This is a genomic window from Burkholderia sp. SRS-W-2-2016, assembly GCF_001931485.1.
GTDB lineage: Bacteria > Pseudomonadota > Gammaproteobacteria > Burkholderiales > Burkholderiaceae > Paraburkholderia.
The window spans coordinates 237,931-255,493 of record NZ_MSDV01000019.1 but is presented as its reverse complement, the minus strand read 5'-3'; the positions used below and the strand labels follow the sequence as shown (position 1 = coordinate 255,493).

General features: G+C 66.6%; 14 protein-coding genes. 6 read left to right on the top strand and 8 right to left on the bottom strand.

The window, feature by feature from the left end:
* Positions 1 to 68: 68 nt before the first annotated feature.
* On the bottom strand, positions 69 to 743 hold the full coding sequence (locus tag BTH42_RS07560) for an HAD family hydrolase (RefSeq protein ID WP_075297463.1): 675 nt from the start codon (positions 741 to 743) through the stop codon (positions 69 to 71).
* Positions 744 to 1,225: 482 nt separating this feature from the next.
* Here BTH42_RS07560 and BTH42_RS07555 point away from each other — a divergent pair, with 482 nt between their 5' ends.
* Complete coding sequence (locus tag BTH42_RS07555; protein ID WP_075297461.1) at positions 1,226 to 2,386, top strand: porin; 1,161 nt, start codon at positions 1,226 to 1,228, stop codon at positions 2,384 to 2,386.
* 44 nt (positions 2,387 to 2,430) lie between these two features.
* On the opposite strand, the gene BTH42_RS07550 is transcribed toward BTH42_RS07555, so the two are convergent.
* On the bottom strand, positions 2,431 to 3,312 hold the full coding sequence (locus tag BTH42_RS07550; protein ID WP_075297459.1) for a LysR family transcriptional regulator: 882 nt from the start codon (positions 3,310 to 3,312) through the stop codon (positions 2,431 to 2,433).
* A gap of 124 nt (positions 3,313 to 3,436) precedes the next feature.
* Here BTH42_RS07550 and BTH42_RS07545 point away from each other — a divergent pair, with 124 nt between their 5' ends.
* Entirely contained in the window at positions 3,437 to 4,189 is a 753-nt protein-coding gene (locus BTH42_RS07545; protein ID WP_075297457.1) for a TerC family protein, read from the top strand.
* Positions 4,190 to 4,358: 169 nt separating this feature from the next.
* Here BTH42_RS07545 and BTH42_RS07540 read toward each other — a convergent pair whose 3' ends face one another.
* The 4 genes from BTH42_RS07540 to BTH42_RS07525 form a co-directional block, all read right to left on the bottom strand.
* Positions 4,359 to 5,126, bottom strand: a complete 768-nt coding sequence (locus BTH42_RS07540; RefSeq protein ID WP_083654701.1) for a DUF2894 domain-containing protein — start codon at positions 5,124 to 5,126, stop codon at positions 4,359 to 4,361.
* 103 nt (positions 5,127 to 5,229) lie between these two features.
* Positions 5,230 to 5,892, bottom strand: coding sequence for an OmpA family protein (locus BTH42_RS07535; protein WP_075297455.1), 663 nt, complete (start codon positions 5,890 to 5,892; stop codon positions 5,230 to 5,232).
* Positions 5,889 to 9,029: a DUF802 domain-containing protein gene (locus tag BTH42_RS07530; protein ID WP_075297453.1), complete on the bottom strand. Its 3,141-nt coding sequence runs from the start codon at positions 9,027 to 9,029 to the stop codon at positions 5,889 to 5,891. Before BTH42_RS07530 ends, BTH42_RS07535 begins: the two co-directional genes overlap by 4 nt.
* A 10-nt stretch (positions 9,030 to 9,039) precedes the next feature.
* Positions 9,040 to 10,038 (bottom strand): DUF3348 domain-containing protein, encoded by a 999-nt coding sequence (locus tag BTH42_RS07525; protein ID WP_075297451.1) that lies wholly within the window; start codon positions 10,036 to 10,038, stop codon positions 9,040 to 9,042.
* A gap of 251 nt (positions 10,039 to 10,289) precedes the next feature.
* Here BTH42_RS07525 and BTH42_RS07520 point away from each other — a divergent pair, with 251 nt between their 5' ends.
* The 4 genes from BTH42_RS07520 (at position 10,290) to BTH42_RS07505 (ending at position 15,665) form a co-directional block, all read left to right on the top strand.
* On the top strand, positions 10,290 to 11,522 hold the full coding sequence (locus BTH42_RS07520; RefSeq protein ID WP_075297449.1) for an FAD-binding oxidoreductase: 1,233 nt from the start codon (positions 10,290 to 10,292) through the stop codon (positions 11,520 to 11,522).
* Positions 11,523 to 11,926: 404 nt separating this feature from the next.
* Positions 11,927 to 14,176, top strand: a complete 2,250-nt coding sequence (locus tag BTH42_RS07515; RefSeq protein ID WP_075297870.1) for a TonB-dependent siderophore receptor — start codon at positions 11,927 to 11,929, stop codon at positions 14,174 to 14,176.
* Complete coding sequence (locus BTH42_RS07510) at positions 14,176 to 14,985, top strand: tetratricopeptide repeat protein (RefSeq protein WP_083654689.1); 810 nt, start codon at positions 14,176 to 14,178, stop codon at positions 14,983 to 14,985. The genes BTH42_RS07515 and BTH42_RS07510 overlap by 1 nt, the downstream gene beginning before the upstream one ends.
* The gene (locus BTH42_RS07505) at positions 14,982 to 15,665 is read left to right on the top strand and encodes a Fe2+-dependent dioxygenase (RefSeq protein ID WP_075297448.1); all 684 of its coding nucleotides are present in this window, start codon (positions 14,982 to 14,984) and stop codon (positions 15,663 to 15,665) included. Before BTH42_RS07510 ends, BTH42_RS07505 begins: the two co-directional genes overlap by 4 nt.
* 118 nt (positions 15,666 to 15,783) lie before the next feature.
* On the opposite strand, the gene mctP is transcribed toward BTH42_RS07505, so the two are convergent.
* Both mctP and BTH42_RS07495 read right to left on the bottom strand, forming a co-directional pair.
* Entirely contained in the window at positions 15,784 to 17,265 is a 1,482-nt protein-coding gene (gene mctP / locus BTH42_RS07500) for a monocarboxylate uptake permease MctP (RefSeq protein ID WP_075297446.1), read from the bottom strand.
* Entirely contained in the window at positions 17,262 to 17,459 is a 198-nt protein-coding gene (locus BTH42_RS07495; protein WP_075297868.1) for a DUF3311 domain-containing protein, read from the bottom strand. Before BTH42_RS07495 ends, mctP begins: the two co-directional genes overlap by 4 nt.
* Positions 17,460 to 17,563: the final 104 nt, after the last annotated feature.

Genomic DNA, 17,563 nt, shown 5'->3' with positions numbered 1-17,563 from the left:
CGTCTCACCGGCCCACGCGCGAAGCCGTGCCGGCGCGGCCAACCCGCGCCGCGCGGCAGCGCCGCCCGTCAGGGCCGCGACGCGACTTCGTCCAGATGCGCGAGCAGATCGGCGGGGTCGTCGTAGACGCGCAGCGCGCCCGCGCGCTCCAGCTCCTCGGTCCCATAGCCGCCCGACAGCAAACCGACGCCTAGCGAGCGGCAGCGGCGCGCGGCCAGCATGTCCCAGATGCTGTCGCCGACCACCACCGTATGTTCGATCGGCACGCCGAGCCGCTCGGCCGCGGCGACAAAGAGGTCGGGATCGGGCTTCGCGTATTTGACGTCGTCGCGGGTCACGACGACCGCCTTGGCCGGATCGACGCCGAGCGCCTCCAGATTGAGCGCGGCGGTTTCCATCCGGCCGCTGGTCGCGACCGCCCACGGCGTGCCGGCCTGGCTCAGCGCCGCCAGCAGTTCGCGGGCGCCGGGCAACGGACAAACCTGCGCGCGCATCCGCTGATACGCGGCCGCATGCGCGTGACGCAGCCGCTCGCCGCGTTCGACGCTGATCTCGCCATGCGTCTCGCGCAGCAGCTGATGCGTGAACAAGCCGCCGCTCATGCCGATCTTGCGATGAATTCGCCACACCGACAGCGCAATGCCCTCGCTGTCGAGCGCTTCTTTCCACGCCAGCACGTGCTGATAGACGCTATCGACGAGCGTGCCGTCGAGATCGAACAGAAAAGATGTCTGGATACGCATCGCTGTCTCCGGTGATCGCGGGTTCGGTCAATATGCCATGCATTGATGAAGTGCTCGGGACGGCGGCCCGCCGCCGTTCGCGTGGTTCGTGCGGGTCGTGCGGGTCGCAACGAGGGCCCCGGTGTGGCGGCTGCCCCACGCTTTGCCGCGCATTCGCCGCGTCCTCTCCCGCCGTGTGCCTGAACAAGGTAAGCTTCGGGCCCTCGTGGTTTTAGCCGTTACGCCGCTTTTCGAAAAATCCCCGCCTGATTTTCCCCGCTGCCCGGCCGGCGCGCGCCGTTGCCCGTCGCTGAAGGGCCGAGCACACCGCGTGCTTGCCGCCGCTTAGTCGCTTAGTCGCTTAGTCGCTTAGCCGCTTAGCCGCTTAGCCGCTTAGCCGCTTAGCCGCTGATCCGCACGCCCGCGCAGTCCGGAAGCCCCCGCGCCGCGCCCGCCACGAGCCCGAATCACCCAAACACGTCGTTACCAAGGAATCATCCGCCATGAACAAGACCCTGCTCGCCGCCGCGCTGTGCGGCGCCTTCACGATTTCCGCGCACGCGCAAAGCAGCGTCACGCTGTACGGCCTGATGGACGCCGGCATCGTCTACACCAACAACCAGTTCGGCCACAGCAACTGGCAGCTCGCGAGCGGCACCACGCAGAACACGGTGTTCGGCCTGAAGGGTTCCGAAGACCTCGGCGCCGGCCTGCACGCGGTCTTCAAGCTCGAGCAGGGCTTCATGATGAACAACGGCGCGCAGGCGTTCGCCGGCAGCGCATTCGGCTCGCAGGCGTGGGTCGGTCTGCAAAGCGATTCGTTCGGCACGCTGACGTTCGGCCGCCAGTTCGACGTGCTGAACGACCTCGTCGGCCCGCTCTCGGCCAGCTGGAACACGTGGGGCGGCAGCCTCGCCGGCCATCCGTTCGAGAACGACAACCTCGCGGCGAACTCGGTCGTGATCAACAACTCGGTCAAGTACGCGAGCCCGCTGTACCACGGCGTCACGCTCGAATCGATGTACTCGTTCAGCAACAAGGCCGGCGCGTTCGCGAACAACCGTTCGTACAGCTTCGGTCTGTCGTACGCGCAAGGTCCGTTGAACCTCGCGGCCGGCTACCTGCAGTTCAACAACGCGGGCAACGGCGCCGGCGCGGTGACGAGCGGCGACACCAGCGCGAACTTCATCGCCGAACGTCAGCGCATCTGGTCGCTCGGCGGCAACTACACGTTCGGCCCGGCCACCGTCGGCCTGCTGTGGAGCCACACGCAGATCGATAACGTCGCGGGCGTGTTCTCGTTCGGCACCGGCGGCTACCTCGGCGCGGGCAGCGACGGCACCGGCACGCTCGGCGGCTCGCTGCGCCTCGACAACTATGAAGTCAACGCGAAGTACTCGCTGACGCCGGCATGGAGCGTGTCGGGCGCGTATACGTACACGCATGGCGCATACAACGGTTCGTCGCCGGCATGGAACACCGCGATGCTGCAAACCGGCTACGCGCTCAGCAAGCGCACCGACTTCTATCTGGAAGGCGTGTACCAGAACGCGCACGGCGCGCCGGCCGATTCGGTGCTGTCGCACGCGATGATCAACACGCTGTCGCCGTCGTCGACCAACAAGCAGCTCGCGGTCACCGCCGGCATGCGCCACGCGTTCTGACGATGTTATGAGGCCAGGCGGCGGGCGCGCTTCAGCGCGCGCCGTCACGGCTGCGCGGCCGCGATCACCTGCGATGCCAGCGCATGATGCTGGCCGCGCCGCGAGCGGATCGCGTGAATCTCCTCGATCACGCCGTCCGCGCGGCCGAGCCAGCGCAAACCCCGCAACAACGTCAATTCTTCCGCGCCGAGCTCGGCGAGCGGAAACACCCCGAGCCCGCGCGCCGCGAACACCGCCATCAACGCGCTGTCCTCGAATTCGCCGACGATGCGCGGACTGATCCCCTGAGCGTCGAACCAGCGATCGAGCCGCGCGCGCAACGCGCCGTGGCGGGTCGGCAGCAGCACCGGCAGGTCCGCCAGCGCCTGCGGAAAACCGGCCCGCGCCGCCTTGCGCACGAGCTGCGCGGGCCCGTACCAGTCGACCGGCGATCCGGCGACGCGCTGGCTCACCACCCTCAAATCCGCGCCATGCGGCGCCGGCTGACAAGCGAGCACCAGATCGAGCCGGTGCAGCGCCAGCTCCGACAGCAGTTCCGCGGGCTCGCCCTCGTGGCACAGCAGCCGCAGCGACGGCGTGGCAAGCACCGGCGCCAGCAGCGCATGCGCGGCGAGCTTCGAAATCCCGTCCGACAATCCCACTGCGAAGCGCACCGCCCCGGTGCCGCTGGCCTCGCGCATCTCGTCGAGCAAGGCCTCGCCGAGTTGAAAAATCTGCTCGGCGCGAGCAAACGCCTGTTCGCCGGCCTCGGTCATCGCGACGCCGCGCCCGGCCGGCTTCAGCAGCTGACGTCCGAGCGACTTTTCCAGTTCGCGAACCTGCGCGCTGATGGTCTGCACGGCCATCTCGAGCCGCGCGGCCGCGCGCGCAAAACCGCCCTCCTTCACGACGATCCAGAAATAGTACAAATGGCGATAGTTGAGCATGCGAACTTGACACTTCGAAAAAATCGATTATTCATTCAGATTAACACTGGTTTATCCGAACCGCGAAGAGGTCGATGATGGCGGTTCCGCCGCACCGGCGCACAGTCACTTTTTTCGATCCCCTATGGACTCTCTGCTCACACTGTTCGCCGATCCCGCCGCCTGGGCCGCGCTCGTCACGCTGATCGTGATGGAAATCGTGCTCGGCATCGACAACCTGATCTTCATCTCGATTCTCAGCAACCGGCTGCCCGAAGCGCAGCGCGCGCGCACCCAGCGCATCGGCCTCGCGCTCGCGCTGATAATGCGGCTGATGCTTTTGGGCACCGTCGCGTGGATCGTGCAGCTGACCCAAGTCGCGTTCACGGTGTTCGATCACGGCTTCTCGTGGCGCGATCTGATCCTGCTCGCCGGCGGCCTGTTCCTCGTGTGGAAGGCGACCGGAGAAATCCGCCATCACGTGACGCACGAAGACGACGTCGCCGCGAAGGCCGGTTCGAGCGTGCAGTTGTCGGTGGCGGCCGCGATCGGCCAGATCATCATGCTCGACATCGTGTTTTCGGTCGACAGCATCATCACCGCGGTCGGCATGACCGAACATATGCCGATCATGTTCGGCGCGGTGATCGTGTCGATCCTCGTGATGATGTTCGCCGCGCAGCCGCTCGCGCGCTTTATCGATCGCAACCCGACCATCGTGATGCTCGCGCTGAGCTTCCTGCTGGTGATCGGTATGACGCTGATCGCCGAAGGTTTCGGTACGCACGTGCCGAAGGCTTATATCTACGCAGCGATGGCGTTCTCGGCGTTCGTCGAGGGGATGAATATGTGGGCGCGGCGCACGAAGGCCAAACGGGTGGGCAGTGTGCGGGAATGATGTCGCGCTGACATCCTGAGTTTGGGTTTGGGTTCTGGCGAGCCCGGCGGGCCGGCGGTTACACGCCGGCCCGCGTGCGTTTGGGGTTCAGCGTTTGGGGGCTGCGTTTTGGGTGGTGGCTTTCGGCGTTTGGTGCGCCGCAGTGCCCGGCTGCCGCCGGGCCTGTGCGCTAGCGCGCCTTCCGGCGCGTGCCCTTGCCGGCCGCCGCCGCGCGCGGCGCTTCCTTCTCCGCCGGCGCGCCGCCGTTCATCTGCTCGAGCCACGAAAGCGTATCGACGTACGACAGAAACTGCTTCAGATACCCCGGCGACAACTCACTCATCAACGACAACGCCCGATGCACGAGGCTGCTCGAATTGAGCGGCCCGGCGTTGCCCGACACCGGCGCGAGCGACTGGCGCAACTGCTTCTCGGTGCGCACTTTCGCCCAGACATCGCGGAAGTAGTCGAGCGCGGGGAGTTCGGGATAGGTGCCCGCGTGAGGGGCGTCCGCGCGGGAATGGTGCTGGCCCAGGTGTTCGACCAGAGCCGCGAGCGTCGCGCGGTCCGCTTCGTCGGCAATGGAGCCGGGCGCGTTGCGCGCTTCGCTGGCAGCGGCGCGTTCGACCTCGGCTGCATATTCGCCCAGCAATCCTGACAAGCGCTCATCGAGCACACGCCGCGCGGCGCCGCTGTGTTGCTGCGCCCGCCGCGCGAGCGCGTCGAGCAGATGAAAGCGCGTCGGGTCGAGCCGGTCCGCGCCGCTCTCGCGCCATGCGTCGAGCGTCGCGCTGGCGGGGTGCGGCGCGGTAGTGTGGGTGGCGGCGCTGGTGGCGCTGGCGTCGGCGGCGCTGTTGGCGCTGTTGGCGCTGTTGGCGCTGTTGGCGCTGTTGGCGCTGTTGGCGCTGGTGGCGCTGGTGGCGCTGGTGGCGCTGGCGTCGGCGTCACTGGCGTTGATTGCTTCGCCGACGCTGTTCGCGTCAACCGCGTCGCCGGCGCTGCTCGCATCGATCACGTCGATCGCAGCGCTAGCGTCGCCGCCGGATTCATCGCGAACGTCGTCAGCCACCGGCCTTCTCCGTCGCGGTCGTCGCTGTCCCGCTCGACGGCCGCGGCACCGGCGCGATTTCGACGCGGCGGTTCTTCGCGCGCCCCGCCTCGTCCGCGTTCGAGCCGACCGGCTGCTGCGAGCCGAACGCCGCCGCGAACACCGACGCCGCCGGCACGCCGCTGTCGATCAGCGTCCGCGTGACCGTCAACGCGCGCTGCGCGGACAGCTCCCAGTTATCGGCGAAGCGGCGATTGCCTTCGCGCAAACGCTGGTCGTCGGTAAAGCCGCTGACCATCAGGATCTGGTCGCTCGCGCGCAGATACGCGGACAGCGGCTCCGCCAGACTCTTCAGCAGCGCGCGGCCCTCGGGCTGCAGCTGATCGGAGTTCAGCGCGAACAGCACGTTGCCGCTGATGCCAATGCGGCCATTGACGAGCGTCACGCGCCCGGCCGCGAGCGGCCCGGCGAGCGCCTGTTCGAGCGTCTTGCGACGCTGCGTTTCGGCCTGGCGCTGCTTCACTTCCTGTTCGAGCTTGCTGGACAGTTCGAGCTGCACGCCGATCACGCCGACCAGGATCAGCACGAACGCGCCGAGCAGCACCGACATCAGATCGCCGAACGCGGCCCAGATCGGCGCGGCGGTTTCGACGCCGCCGTCGAGGTCCTCGCTCATACGGCGTCAGCTCCGGCGCGCGCGCGCTTGGCGGCCAGCACTTGCAGATCTTCGACGATCTGCTTCTGCGACATCACGCTGAGGTCGACCACGTCACGCGCCTGCGCGACGTAGTACGCGAGCTGTTCGTCGCTGCGGGCGAGCGATTTGTCGAGCGCCGTCTCGATCCGTTCGAGGTGCGAGACGAGCTTGTCGTTCGCTTCGCCGAACACGCGCACGGCCGCGCCGAACGCATCGCCGAGGCTCGCCACTTCGACCGCGCTGCCGGTGACCTGGGCGGCCACGTCGCCGAGCTTGCCGGTCTCGTGCTCCAGATGATCGGTGAAGCGCTTGCCGACCCGTTCGAGCAGGTCGGCCGAGGTCGTGACGAGACCGTCGACCGCCGCGCGCTGTTCGGTCGACGCATGATTCACCGCGTCGAGCAGCGTTTCGAGCGTCGCCAGCAGGCGGCTGCGCTCGTCCAGCATCGCGGTATCGCGGACCATGCTGTCGGACAGTTTCTGACGCAGCTCCGCGATCACGTCGGCCGCGGCCTTCGGCGCTTCCGACGCCGCCTGCACCAGACGCTCGATCTCGGCGATCGTCGCGTTCGCGTGCGTTTGCGTCTGCGTGGAGATATCGCGTGCGGTTTGCGCGAGCGCGTCGCAGATTTCCTGTTGACGGGTCGCGGTCTGCGAACCGGTCTGCTGCCACTGTTCGGTCAGCTTGGCGGTCAACGCGCCGAGCGTGTCGGTCCACGAGGTGAAGCGCTGTTCGTCGCGTGCGGCGAGTTCCGCTTGCAGGTTCGCGGCGGCCTTCGGTGCATCGGCGGCGACTTGCACGAGGCGGTCGATTTCGGCCAGCGTCGCGCTCGCATGCGTTTGCGTCTGCGTGGAGATGTCGCGCGCGGTTTGCGCGAGCGCGTCGCAGATTTCCTGCTGACGTGTCGCGGTCTGCGAACCGGTCTGCTGCCATTGTTCGGTCAGCTTGGCGGTCAGCACGCCGAGCGCTTCGGTCCACGTGGTGAAGCGCTGTTCGTCGCGTGCGGCCAGTTCCGCTTGCAGGTTCGCGGCGGCCTTCGGTGCGTCGGCGGCGACTTGCACGAGGCGCTCGATTTCCGCCATCGTCGCGCTGGCGTGCGTTTGCGTCTGCGTGGAAATGTCCCGCGCGGTCTGCGCGAGCGCGTCGCAGATTTCCTGTTGACGCGTCGCGGTCTGCGAACCGGTCTGCTGCCATTGTTCGGTCAGCTTGGCGGTCAGCGCGCCGAGCGCTTCGGTCCACGTGGTGAAGCGCTGTTCGTCACGCGCCGCCAGTTCCGCTTGCAGGTTCACCGCCGCCTTCGGCGCGTCGGCCGCCGCCTGCACGAGACGGTCGATTTCCGCCAGCGTCGCGCTCGCGTGAGTCTGCGTCTGTGCGGAGATATCGCGCGCGGTTTGCGTCAGCGCGTCGAAGATCTCCTGCTGGCGGCTCGCGGTCTGCACGCTGCTCTGCTGCCATTGTTCGTTCAGTTTCGCCGCCAGCGCGCCGAGCGTGTCGGTCCACGTCGCGAAGCGCTGCTCGTCGCGCGCGATCAGTTCGGCCTGCAGGTTCGCCGCGGCCTTCGGCGCGTCGGCAGCCACCTGCACGAGGCGCTCGATCTCGGCGAGCGTCGCGCTCGCGTGGGTTTGCGTCTGCGCGGAAATATCGCGCGCGGTTTGCGCGAGCGCGTCGCAGATTTCCTGCTGACGGGCCGCGTGGTGCGCGCCGCTTTGTTGCCACTGTTCGTCGAGCTTCGTGCTCACCGCGCCGAGCGTGTCGGCCCATGCGGCAAGGCGCTGCTCGTCGCGCGCGGCCAGTTCGGTTTGCAGGTTCGACTGCGAGCGGCCGACCGCTTCCAGCAGCGCGGCCGAATGCCGTTCGAACGTCGCGGCGGCGCCGGCGAGCGCCTGTTCGTTGTTCGCGGCGAGCTTGTCGGCGGCGCCCTGCTGCTGCGCCAACGCGTCACCCCACGCCTGCGAGATCCCGCTGGCGGTCGCGTCGAGGCGCGCGGACACGCCGTCGAGCAACGCGGCCGAGCGCTGTTCGAACGCTTCGGCGACACGCTCCAGCGACGCGCTCTGCTGCGTGGCCAGCGCGTCGCTGGCCTGGCGGTGGCCGGCGAGCGCATCGGCGCAGATCGTCGCGACGTTCGCGCTGGTCGCCGCGAAGCCGCTCGTCATCCCGTCGAGCTGCCGCTGCACCGCCTGCGTCACCGACTCGTGCAGCGTAGTGGTCTCGCGCGCGAGACCGGCCAGCGTCGCCTGCACGACCGGCTGCAATGCCTCGCCGGCGGCGCGCGCGCTGCCGGTCACGCTGTCCTTCAGCGACTGCTCGATCACGCCGGCCAGCCGCAGATACGCGGCCTCGGTGCGGCCGTAGAACGCGTCGAGGCTAGCGAGCTGCCGTTCGTTCGACGCGGCGCTCTGCTGTTCGAGCGCGCTCATCATCGTCTGCAGACGATCGACCAGCAGCGGCGTCGCATCGGCCTGGCGTTGCAGCAGCTTGAAACTCTCGTCGCGCTGATGACCTTGCGAATAGATGCGCAGCGTCGTCGCGATCTTCAGATCGAGCTGCTGTGCGGCTTCGAGCCGTTCGCGGCGGCACAGCGCCGACAGCAGGCCGAGCATCGCCGACGTCGAAACCCCCGCGATCGACGTGCCGAACGCGAAGCCGAGGCCCTTGACCGGCGCCGCCAACGACGCGCGGATCGCCTGCAGGTCGCTCGCGCTTTCCAGCGCGAGGCCGGTGCCGCGCAGCGTCATCACCATCCCGAGCAGCGTGCCGAGCATCCCGAGCAGCACCAGCAGGCCGACCAGATACGGCGCCAGCGCCGGTCCGGGCAGCGCCGCGCGCTCGCCTTCGACGCGCAGCCGCACCGGATTGCGCAGGCTCGGATGCACGCCTTCGAGAAACGCGGCGAGGCTCGGCGGCGACGCGGACAGCCTGGCGAGCGCGCCGCTCAGCGTCGCGGTGGCCTGGCTGTAACGGCGCAATTCGAGTGCGCCGAGCACGTAGAACACGCCGATCAGCAGCGTGACCGCGAACGCGAGCGGGTTGGCGACGGCATAACCGACGGCGATCCAGCACGCCGCGGCGAGGCCCGCGAGAAACACAACGAGATCGATACGATATCTGGACATGGGGTCCCAGTTAGCAGGCGCGAAGGGCCGCGAGCAGCCCTTCGACCGGTTGAAAACGAACATCCAGTTCGGCAAGCAAAACGCTCTGCATGTCCTTGCGGAATACGTCGAGCCACGCGTCGGGCGCGGAAAGCGCGACGTGGCTCGGGGATGCGGTTGCCACAGCGGGTTGCGAGGTCGCTGCGCCCGCGGTGGCGGCCGGAGCCGGCGCGGTGGCGTCCATGGGCTCGGCTTGCCGCGCGCTGGCGTCGTCTACTGCTCCGCCTTCGGCCGCTCCGCCGTCGGCCTGCTTCTGCGCGGCGGCGGCCACGGCCTGCGCTTCAACCGCTTCAAGCTCGGCCACCCGCCGCTGCTCCGCCTTGCGCAGCCGCTCGAAATGGCCGCCCAGCAAACCCGGCACCGCGCCGAGCAAACTGCGCTCGCGCTCGGCGAGCGCCCGCTCCATCACCGCGTCGACCACCGCGAGCCGCGCGAGCGCCGGCGCCTGGGTGGCGAGCAGCGCGCGCAGCCGGCTGCGCAACGTGCCGATTGCGGTTTCCATCGACTGCTGAAGAGCGAGATAGCGCTGGCGGAACACCGCGTAGTCGGCCTGCGGGTTCACGTCGAGCAGCGCGGACGCACGGGCCGACGCGGGTCGTGCGTTCATCGGCGCATTCATCGGCGCATTCATCGCCGCGCTCGTCGCCGCACTTCGCGGCGCCGGCACCGCCCCGCGCCGCCGCGAGCTGGCGAACAGCGCATCACCGGCGATCGAACTCACCAGCGCGCGCCGCACGCGGGTGCATTCGTCCTCCTCGGCACGGCCGAACGGCCGCGCGCCGCCGGCCACCGCGGGCGGGCCGCCGCTCAACGCCGACGACAACGCGATCGCATCGGTCCAGCCGAGCCACTGGCTCAGCCGGTCGGCCAGCGACTGCGTCGATTCGGCGACGTCGGCCTCGCCCAGACGGGCCAGTAAACGAACGAGCGCGAGCCCGCTGAGGGCGCTGCGCTGAGGGGCTTGCGACATACCACCGGAAGCAAAAAAGTCAGCAGTTTACACGCTGGCGGGTACGACACCGAAGTGCCCCGTTGCAACGCCTGTTTAAACCCGCCGTTCGAATACGAAGTTAACGGCGCCGGCACACGTTTTCCCGAGCACGGTTTTTTGCCGATAGCTAAGCAGCCCCATCCCTGTATAAGATGAAAGCTCGCGACTCGCCGCGCGCTGACTCGCGGCAGCGCTTCACACGCAGTGAACACATAAGACGGACAGGGAGCATGAAATTCGATACCGTGGTGCTCGGCGCCGGCATTGTCGGTGTCTGCGTTGCCGTGCATCTACAACAGCGCGGGCGCCAGGTCGCGCTGATCGACCGCAAGCAGCCCGGCAACGAAACCTCGTTCGGCAATGCCGGGCTGATCCAGCGCGAAGGCGTCTATCCATACGCGTTTCCGCGCGGGCTCGGCACGCTGCTGCGCTACGCGCGCAACCAGTCGCCCGACGTGCGCTATCACGCCGATGCACTGCTCGAAGTCGCGCCGTTCCTGTGGCGCTACTGGCGCAATTCGCATCCGGCGAAACACGCTGAAATCGCGAAGTCCTACGCGACGCTGATCGAGCATTGCGTCAGCGAACATCGCGCGCTCGCCGCCGCCGCGCATGCGAGCGATCTGCTACGGCCGATCGGCTGGATCAAGGTGTTTCGCAGCGCGGCCGCGCGCGACGCCGAAACCCGCCTCGCCGAGCAATGGCAGCGCGAATACGGCGTCGAATTCGAAACGCTCGACGCGCCGCGCCTGCAACAGCTCGAACCCGATCTCGACAAGCGCCTGCAAGGCGGTCTGCGTTATCCGCAAGCCGATTCGGTCAACGATCCGAACGCGCTCGTCAACGCATACGCGCGCTATTTCGAAGCGCTCGGCGGCCGCTTCTATAACGGCGACGCCGACACGCTGCGCGAAGGCTGGCAGGTCGATACGCTGGAAGGCACGCTGACCGCGAGCTCGGCGGTCGTCGCGCTCGGCCCGTGGTCGGGCCACGTGTGCGAGCGGCTCGGCTACCGGTTGCCGCTCGCGGTCAAGCGCGGCTATCACATGCATTACGCGCCGCGCCAGAGCGCGCAACTCAATCATCCGGTGCTCGATGTCGAACACGGCTACGTGCTCGCGCCGATGGCGCGCGGCATCCGCCTGACCACCGGCGCCGAAATCGCGCGCGCCGAGGCGGCCAAGACGCCGGTGCAACTCGACGCGGTCGAGCCGATCGCGCGCACGCTGTTCCCGCTCGGCGAACGTCTCGATGCCGAGCCGTGGATGGGACGCCGCCCGTGCACGCCGGACATGATGCCGGTCATCGGCCCGGCGCCCAAACATCAAGGCTTATGGTTCGCGTTCGGTCACGCGCATCACGGCCTCACGCTCGGTCCGGTGACGGGCCGGCTACTCGCCGAAATGATGACCGGCGAGCCGACGCTGGTCGATCCGCGACCATTCCGGGTCGAGCGGTTTTAGCCCGCTCAGGCTGTAATTTCCAGAAAGCTTTGAGACAGCCGGACCGCCACTGACGTGTCGGTCCGCCGTCCTCAATGTGCGGTTTTTGCAACACATGTTGCACTCAGCCCACGTCCCGAGCACCAATTTTTTGCGCGTCGTCAAACTTCCCGCGAATCGCTCTTCAGAGCGCAAGCAGTCGGTAATTTTCGCCTTTGACCGTCCTACACGCCTCTTCGCACCCTCAAACCCACCGCCTCCCGCACCCTTTCCAGGCCTTATCTCTTTAAACACTGATTGAGAACGCTTCTCAATTACTACGAGTTTGCATAGAATCCGTCCCGCAAGAACTTTGTAATAAACATGGAATGTCGGGGTAAGGAGACCACACCCGACCCGGCGTCCTGAACTTGACGGGGATGAACATGAAGTTGCGGTCCGACGATCCTAAGCTGAGCAAAATCAGCACGACACTGTGCGGCGTACTGGCTGCCGGCCCTGCCCTCGCGCAGAGCACCACCGCTGCCGCGCCGCCCGACCGGGAAGGCCAACTCGCGCCGATCACGGTGCAGGGCCAGTCGGACGACGGCTTCAAGGTCGATCAATCGTCCTCGGTCAAATTCACCGCGCCGCTCGTCGATACGCCGAAGTCGGTCACCGTGATTCCGCAGGAACTGATCCGCAGCACCGGCGCGTCGACGCTGACCGAAGCGCTGCGCACCGTGCCGGGCATCACGTTCGGCGCCGGCGAAGGCGGCAACCCGCTCGGCGACCGGCCGTTCATCCGCGGCTACGACGCGCAGGGCAGCACCTTCGTCGACGGGATGCGCGACGTCGGCGCGACCACCCGCGAAGTGTTCAACATCGAAAACATCGAAGTGACCAAGGGCTCGGACGGCGCGTTCGGCGGGCGCGGCGGCGCGGGCGGCAGCATCAACCTGATCACCAAGACCCCGCACCTGGGCACCACCGCCGACGGCAGCGTCGGCCTCGGCACCGACCGTTACCGCCGCTTCACCGCCGACGGCAACTGGCAGATGGCCGATCACGCGGCGTTCCGCCTGAACGTGATGAGCCACAACAACGACGTGGCCGGCCGCGACGCGGTCAACAACGAACGCTGGGGCATCGCGCCGTCGTTCACCTACGGTCTCGGCACACCGACCCGCATCACCGCAAGCTACTACCACCTGCAAACGGACGATCTGCCGGACAGCGGTATTCCGTACTACTACACGACCACCAACAAGCCGGCCAACGTCGACACGATCTACCCGGCGCCCGTGGACCGTCACAACTTCTATGGCCTGATCGACCGCGATTTCCGCAAGACCACGTCGGATGTCGGGACCGTGCGCATCGAGCACGACATCAACCGCGATCTGACGATCCGCAACACCACCCGCTACACGAAGTCGACCCAGGACTACATCTGGACCCAGCCGGACGACAGCCAGGGCAACGTCGTCAACGGCATGGTGTGGCGCCGCGCGAATACGCGGGCCGCCGACGTCTACAGCCTCGCGAACCAGACCGAGCTGTTCGGCGAGTTCAAGACGGGCTTCCTGAAGCACAGCTTCACGACCGGTATCGAGTTGTCGCGCGAAACCAGCGTCAACGATGCGTACACGGTCGCGACCGCGACCGGCGCGATCTGCCGCACCAACGGCATCGGCGCGGCGTCGGGCTACAACTGCACGAGCCTGTGGAACCCGAATCCGAACGATCCGTGGGCCGGCTCGATCAGGAAGAACGAAGACCCGAGCGAGCAACGCACGGTTACCAAGTCGATCTACGCGTTCGACACGATCGAGCTGACCAAACGCTGGCAGGCCAACGTCGGGCTGCGCGTCGACGACTACTCGACCGACTTCCGCAACACCGCCGCCAACGGCTCGACCCGCGTGTCGCGCGACGACACGCTGTTCAACTACCAGGTCGGCCTCGTGTTCAAGCCGGCTTCGAACGGCAGCATCTATACGTCGATCGCAACCTCGTCGACGCCGGCCGGTTCGCTGCTCGGCCAGGGCAGCGAAACCCAGTCGCTGACCCCGGGCCGTAACGGCGTCGGCCTGAACGCGGCCGACCTGTCGCCGGAAAAGAACCGCAGCATCGAACTCGGCACCAAGTGGGACGTGCTGAACAACAAGCTGTCGCTGACCGGCGCGATCTTCCAGATCGACACCACCAATGCGCGCGTGACGTTGCCGGACAACAGCTACGCGATGGTCGGCAGCAAGCGCGTGCAAGGTTTCGAATTCGGCGTAGCCGGCCAGATCACGCCGAAGTGGCAGGTGTTCGGCGGCTACACGTATCTGAAGAGCGAGCTGCGCGACAACGGCAAGACCACCGCGGATAACGGCAACCAGTTCCCGAACACGCCGAAGAACAGCATCAGCCTGTGGACCAATTACGAAGTACTGCCCAAGTTTACGGTCGGCGGCGGCGCGTTCTACATGTCGCAGGTCTACGGCGACACCGCGAATCTGCGGGCAGTGCCGTCGTACTGGCGCTTCGACGGGATGGCCACGTATCGCGTGAACAAGCATCTCGATCTGCAGCTGAACGTGCAGAACATCTTCAACCGCACGTATTACGACCAGGCGTATGCATCGCACTACGCGTCGATCGCGCCGGGACGCTCGGCGTTCCTGACGCTCAACGCGCACTATTGATGCAACGCGCGACGACCGGCGTCTCGGTGCAGGCGCTCGCCAACGTGTCGCGCGACGAGTTCGCCGCGATCCTCGCCGGCCCGCCCGAACGGGCGGCCGAGTGGGTCGCGGCGGCCGCGCATAACGGTATCGTCGAAGCCCAGGCGGTGTATGGCCAGTATCTGCTCGACGGTCATGGCGTGGCGCGCGACGTCGGCGCCGCGTTCGTCTGGTTCAGACACGCGGCGCGCCGCGATCATCCGATGGCGATGAACATGCTCGGGCGCTGCTACGAGCATGGCTGGGGCACCGCCCCGTGCGCGCCGGTCGCCGTGTACTGGTATCGGCTCGCGGCCCAGGCCGGGCTCGACTGGGGGATGTACAACTACGCTTCGGCGCTTACGCTCGGCAATGGGATCGACTGCGATCGCGTGGAGGCGTTGGTGTGGTTCCGGCGCGCGGCCGAACTCGGTCACGCGAAGTCGCTGAACTTCATCGGCAGCTTTTATGAAGACGGTTGGACTGTCGACGCCGATGAGGACACCGCGCTCGACTTTTACCGGCGCGCGGCCGAAGGCGGCGATTTTCGCGGCCAGTTCAATTACGCGCGGCTACTCGCGGCGCGCGGCGAAATCGATGCGGCGCTGCCGTGGTTGCAACAGGTGCCGCGCACCGCGACCGTCGCGTTCGTCGCGAAGATGCGCGAGTGGCTGGCGGCCTCGCCGGTCGACGCGTTTCGGGCGTTGGAGCGCAGTCTCGGCGCTGGGCCACAACACCTCGCCGCGCCGCCACGCGCGGCGACGAATTTCATGCAGGAATCCCGCTCATGATGCTGCATCTGCAAAACGTGCTCAGCAAACAGCAGGTCGCGCAATGCCGCGAAGTACTCGACGCCGCCGAATGGATCGACGGCAATGCGACCTCCGGTCAGCAGTCCGCGCAAGCGAAGCGTAACCAGCAACTGCCGGAAGGCTCGCCGGCCGCGCGCGCGATCGGCGATGCGATTCAGGACGCGCTTGGCCGCAGCCAGCGGTTCTTTTCCGCCGCGCTGCCGCTGAAGGTATTTCCGCCGCTGTTCAACCGCTATGCGGGCGGCGACGGTTTCGGCACTCATGTCGACAATGCGATCCGCCAGCTGCGCGGCACCGATTTCCGGATTCGCAGCGATCTGTCCGCAACGTTGTTTCTCGCTGAGCCTGATACCTACGACGGCGGCGAACTGTGTATCGAAGATACCTACGGCGTGCATCGCGCGAAACTGCCGGCCGGCGATATGGTGCTCTACCCCGCTTCGAGCCTGCATCACGTGACGCCGGTCACGCGTGGGGAGCGAGTGGCGTCGTTCTTCTGGATCCAGAGCATGGTGCGCGACGACGGCCAGCGCGCGACGCTGTTTCAACTCGATAACGATGTGCAGACGCTGGCCGCCGAGCGCGGCTCGAACGATCCGACCGTCGTGAGTCTGACCGGGATCTATCACAATCTGCTACGTCGCTGGGCGGACGCGTAACAGACGCGCAAAGCGACGCGAATTCGCAGAACCGCCGGAACAAATAAAAACGCCGCGAAGCTAAGCACTCCGCGGCGTTTTCGTTCAGGCAGTCAGGCCGCCTTCAGTCCGGTTCAAATCAAGCCGTCACCGCCGCGCGGCGCGGCGACACCGCCGACACCGCGAAGCTCACGACGATATTCGCCGCCAGCGCGATCAGCCCGATATAGAGCGGATAGTTCTCGTGGCCGAAATGCAGCCCGTACACCGGCTTGAGCCCCTGCGAGATCGCCAGACCCGTGCCGAGCACGATGCCGACCAGCCAGCCGAGGAACAGACCCGGCGTGTTCAGCCGGCGCGTGTACAGCGTAAACACGATGGCCGGGAAGATCTGCAGAATCCACACGCCGCCGAGCAGTTGCAGGTCGATCGCGTACTGCGTCGGCAGGAACACGATGAACAGCAGCGCGCCGAACTTGACCACCAGCGACACGATCTTCGCGTTGGCCGCTTCCGCCGCCGGCGAAATGTTCGGCGACACCAGCGGACGCCACAGATTGCGCGTGAACAGATTGGCCGCGCCGATCGACATGATCGCGGCCGGCACCAGCGCGCTGATCGCAATCGCAGCCGCCGCGAAACCGACGAACCACGACGGGAACAGCGTGCCGAACAGCGCCGGCACCACGTCGCTGGCGGACTTCACGTTCACGCCGGCGGCGATCGCCATATAGCCGAGCAGCGCGATCAAACCGAGCAGCACCGTGTATGCGGGCAGGAAGATCGCATTCTTGCGCACTGTCTTCGCCGACGCCGACGACAGCACCGCGGTCATCGTATGCGGGTACATGAACGCGGCAAGCGCCGAGCCGAGCGCGAGCGATGCGAACGCGGTGTACTGGGTCGGCTTCAGCAGAATGCCGGTCGCGCCGCCCTTCGCCTGGAAGTGCGCGTCGGCCATCGCGAACACGTGGCCATAGCCGCCGAGCTTCACCGGAATCAGCCACACCGCCGCGATCACGACGATATAGATCATGATGTCCTTGACGAACGCGATCATCGCCGGCGCGCGCAGACCGCTCGCATACGTGTACAGCGCGAGAATCACGAACGCGACGATCAACGGCAATTCGCCGCTGACGCCGAGCCCCTTGATCACGACCTGCATACCGACCAGCTGCAGCGCGATATACGGCATCGTCGCGACGATGCCGGTCAGCGCGATCGCCGCCGGGAACCACTTGCCGCCGTATTCGCCGTGCACGTAATCGGCCGCGGTAATGTGGTTTTTCGCGTGCGCGACCTTCCACAATTTCGGCATTACCGCGAATACGAACGGATAAACGATGATCGTGTAAGGCAGCGCGAAGAAACCATATGCGCCGACCGAATAGACCAGTGCCGGCACCGCGATCACCGTGTAAGCGGTGTAAAAATCACCGCCCACCAGGAACCACGAAATAACCGTGCCGAATTGACGACCGCCGAGACCCCATTCGTGCAATTGCGTGAGATCGCCGCGTTTCCAGCGCGCGGCGAAAAAGCCGATCACCGTGACGAGCACGAAGAATGCGATGAAGACCGTCATCGCGACCGGGTTCACAGGATTGAGCTCGCTCATTTGATACCTCGATACACGATGTAAATCAGCAGCGAGGTCAACGGCACCCACAGAAACTGATACCAGTAGAAGAACGGAAAGCCCATCAGCGACGGATAGCTGTGGTTATAGAACGGCAGCCACAGTAGCGCGATATACGGGATCAGCAGAATCAGCCAGCTCCATGAACGGCCGGCGGAGGTGGAGGTCTCCACGAACATCTCCTTGTCTATTATCGACATCGCGCGTGACGGCTCGTGGCCGGCGTGCGGATGTCCGGTTGCCTGGGCTCAGGCGGAAGGTGCGGGAAGCGGCGGGC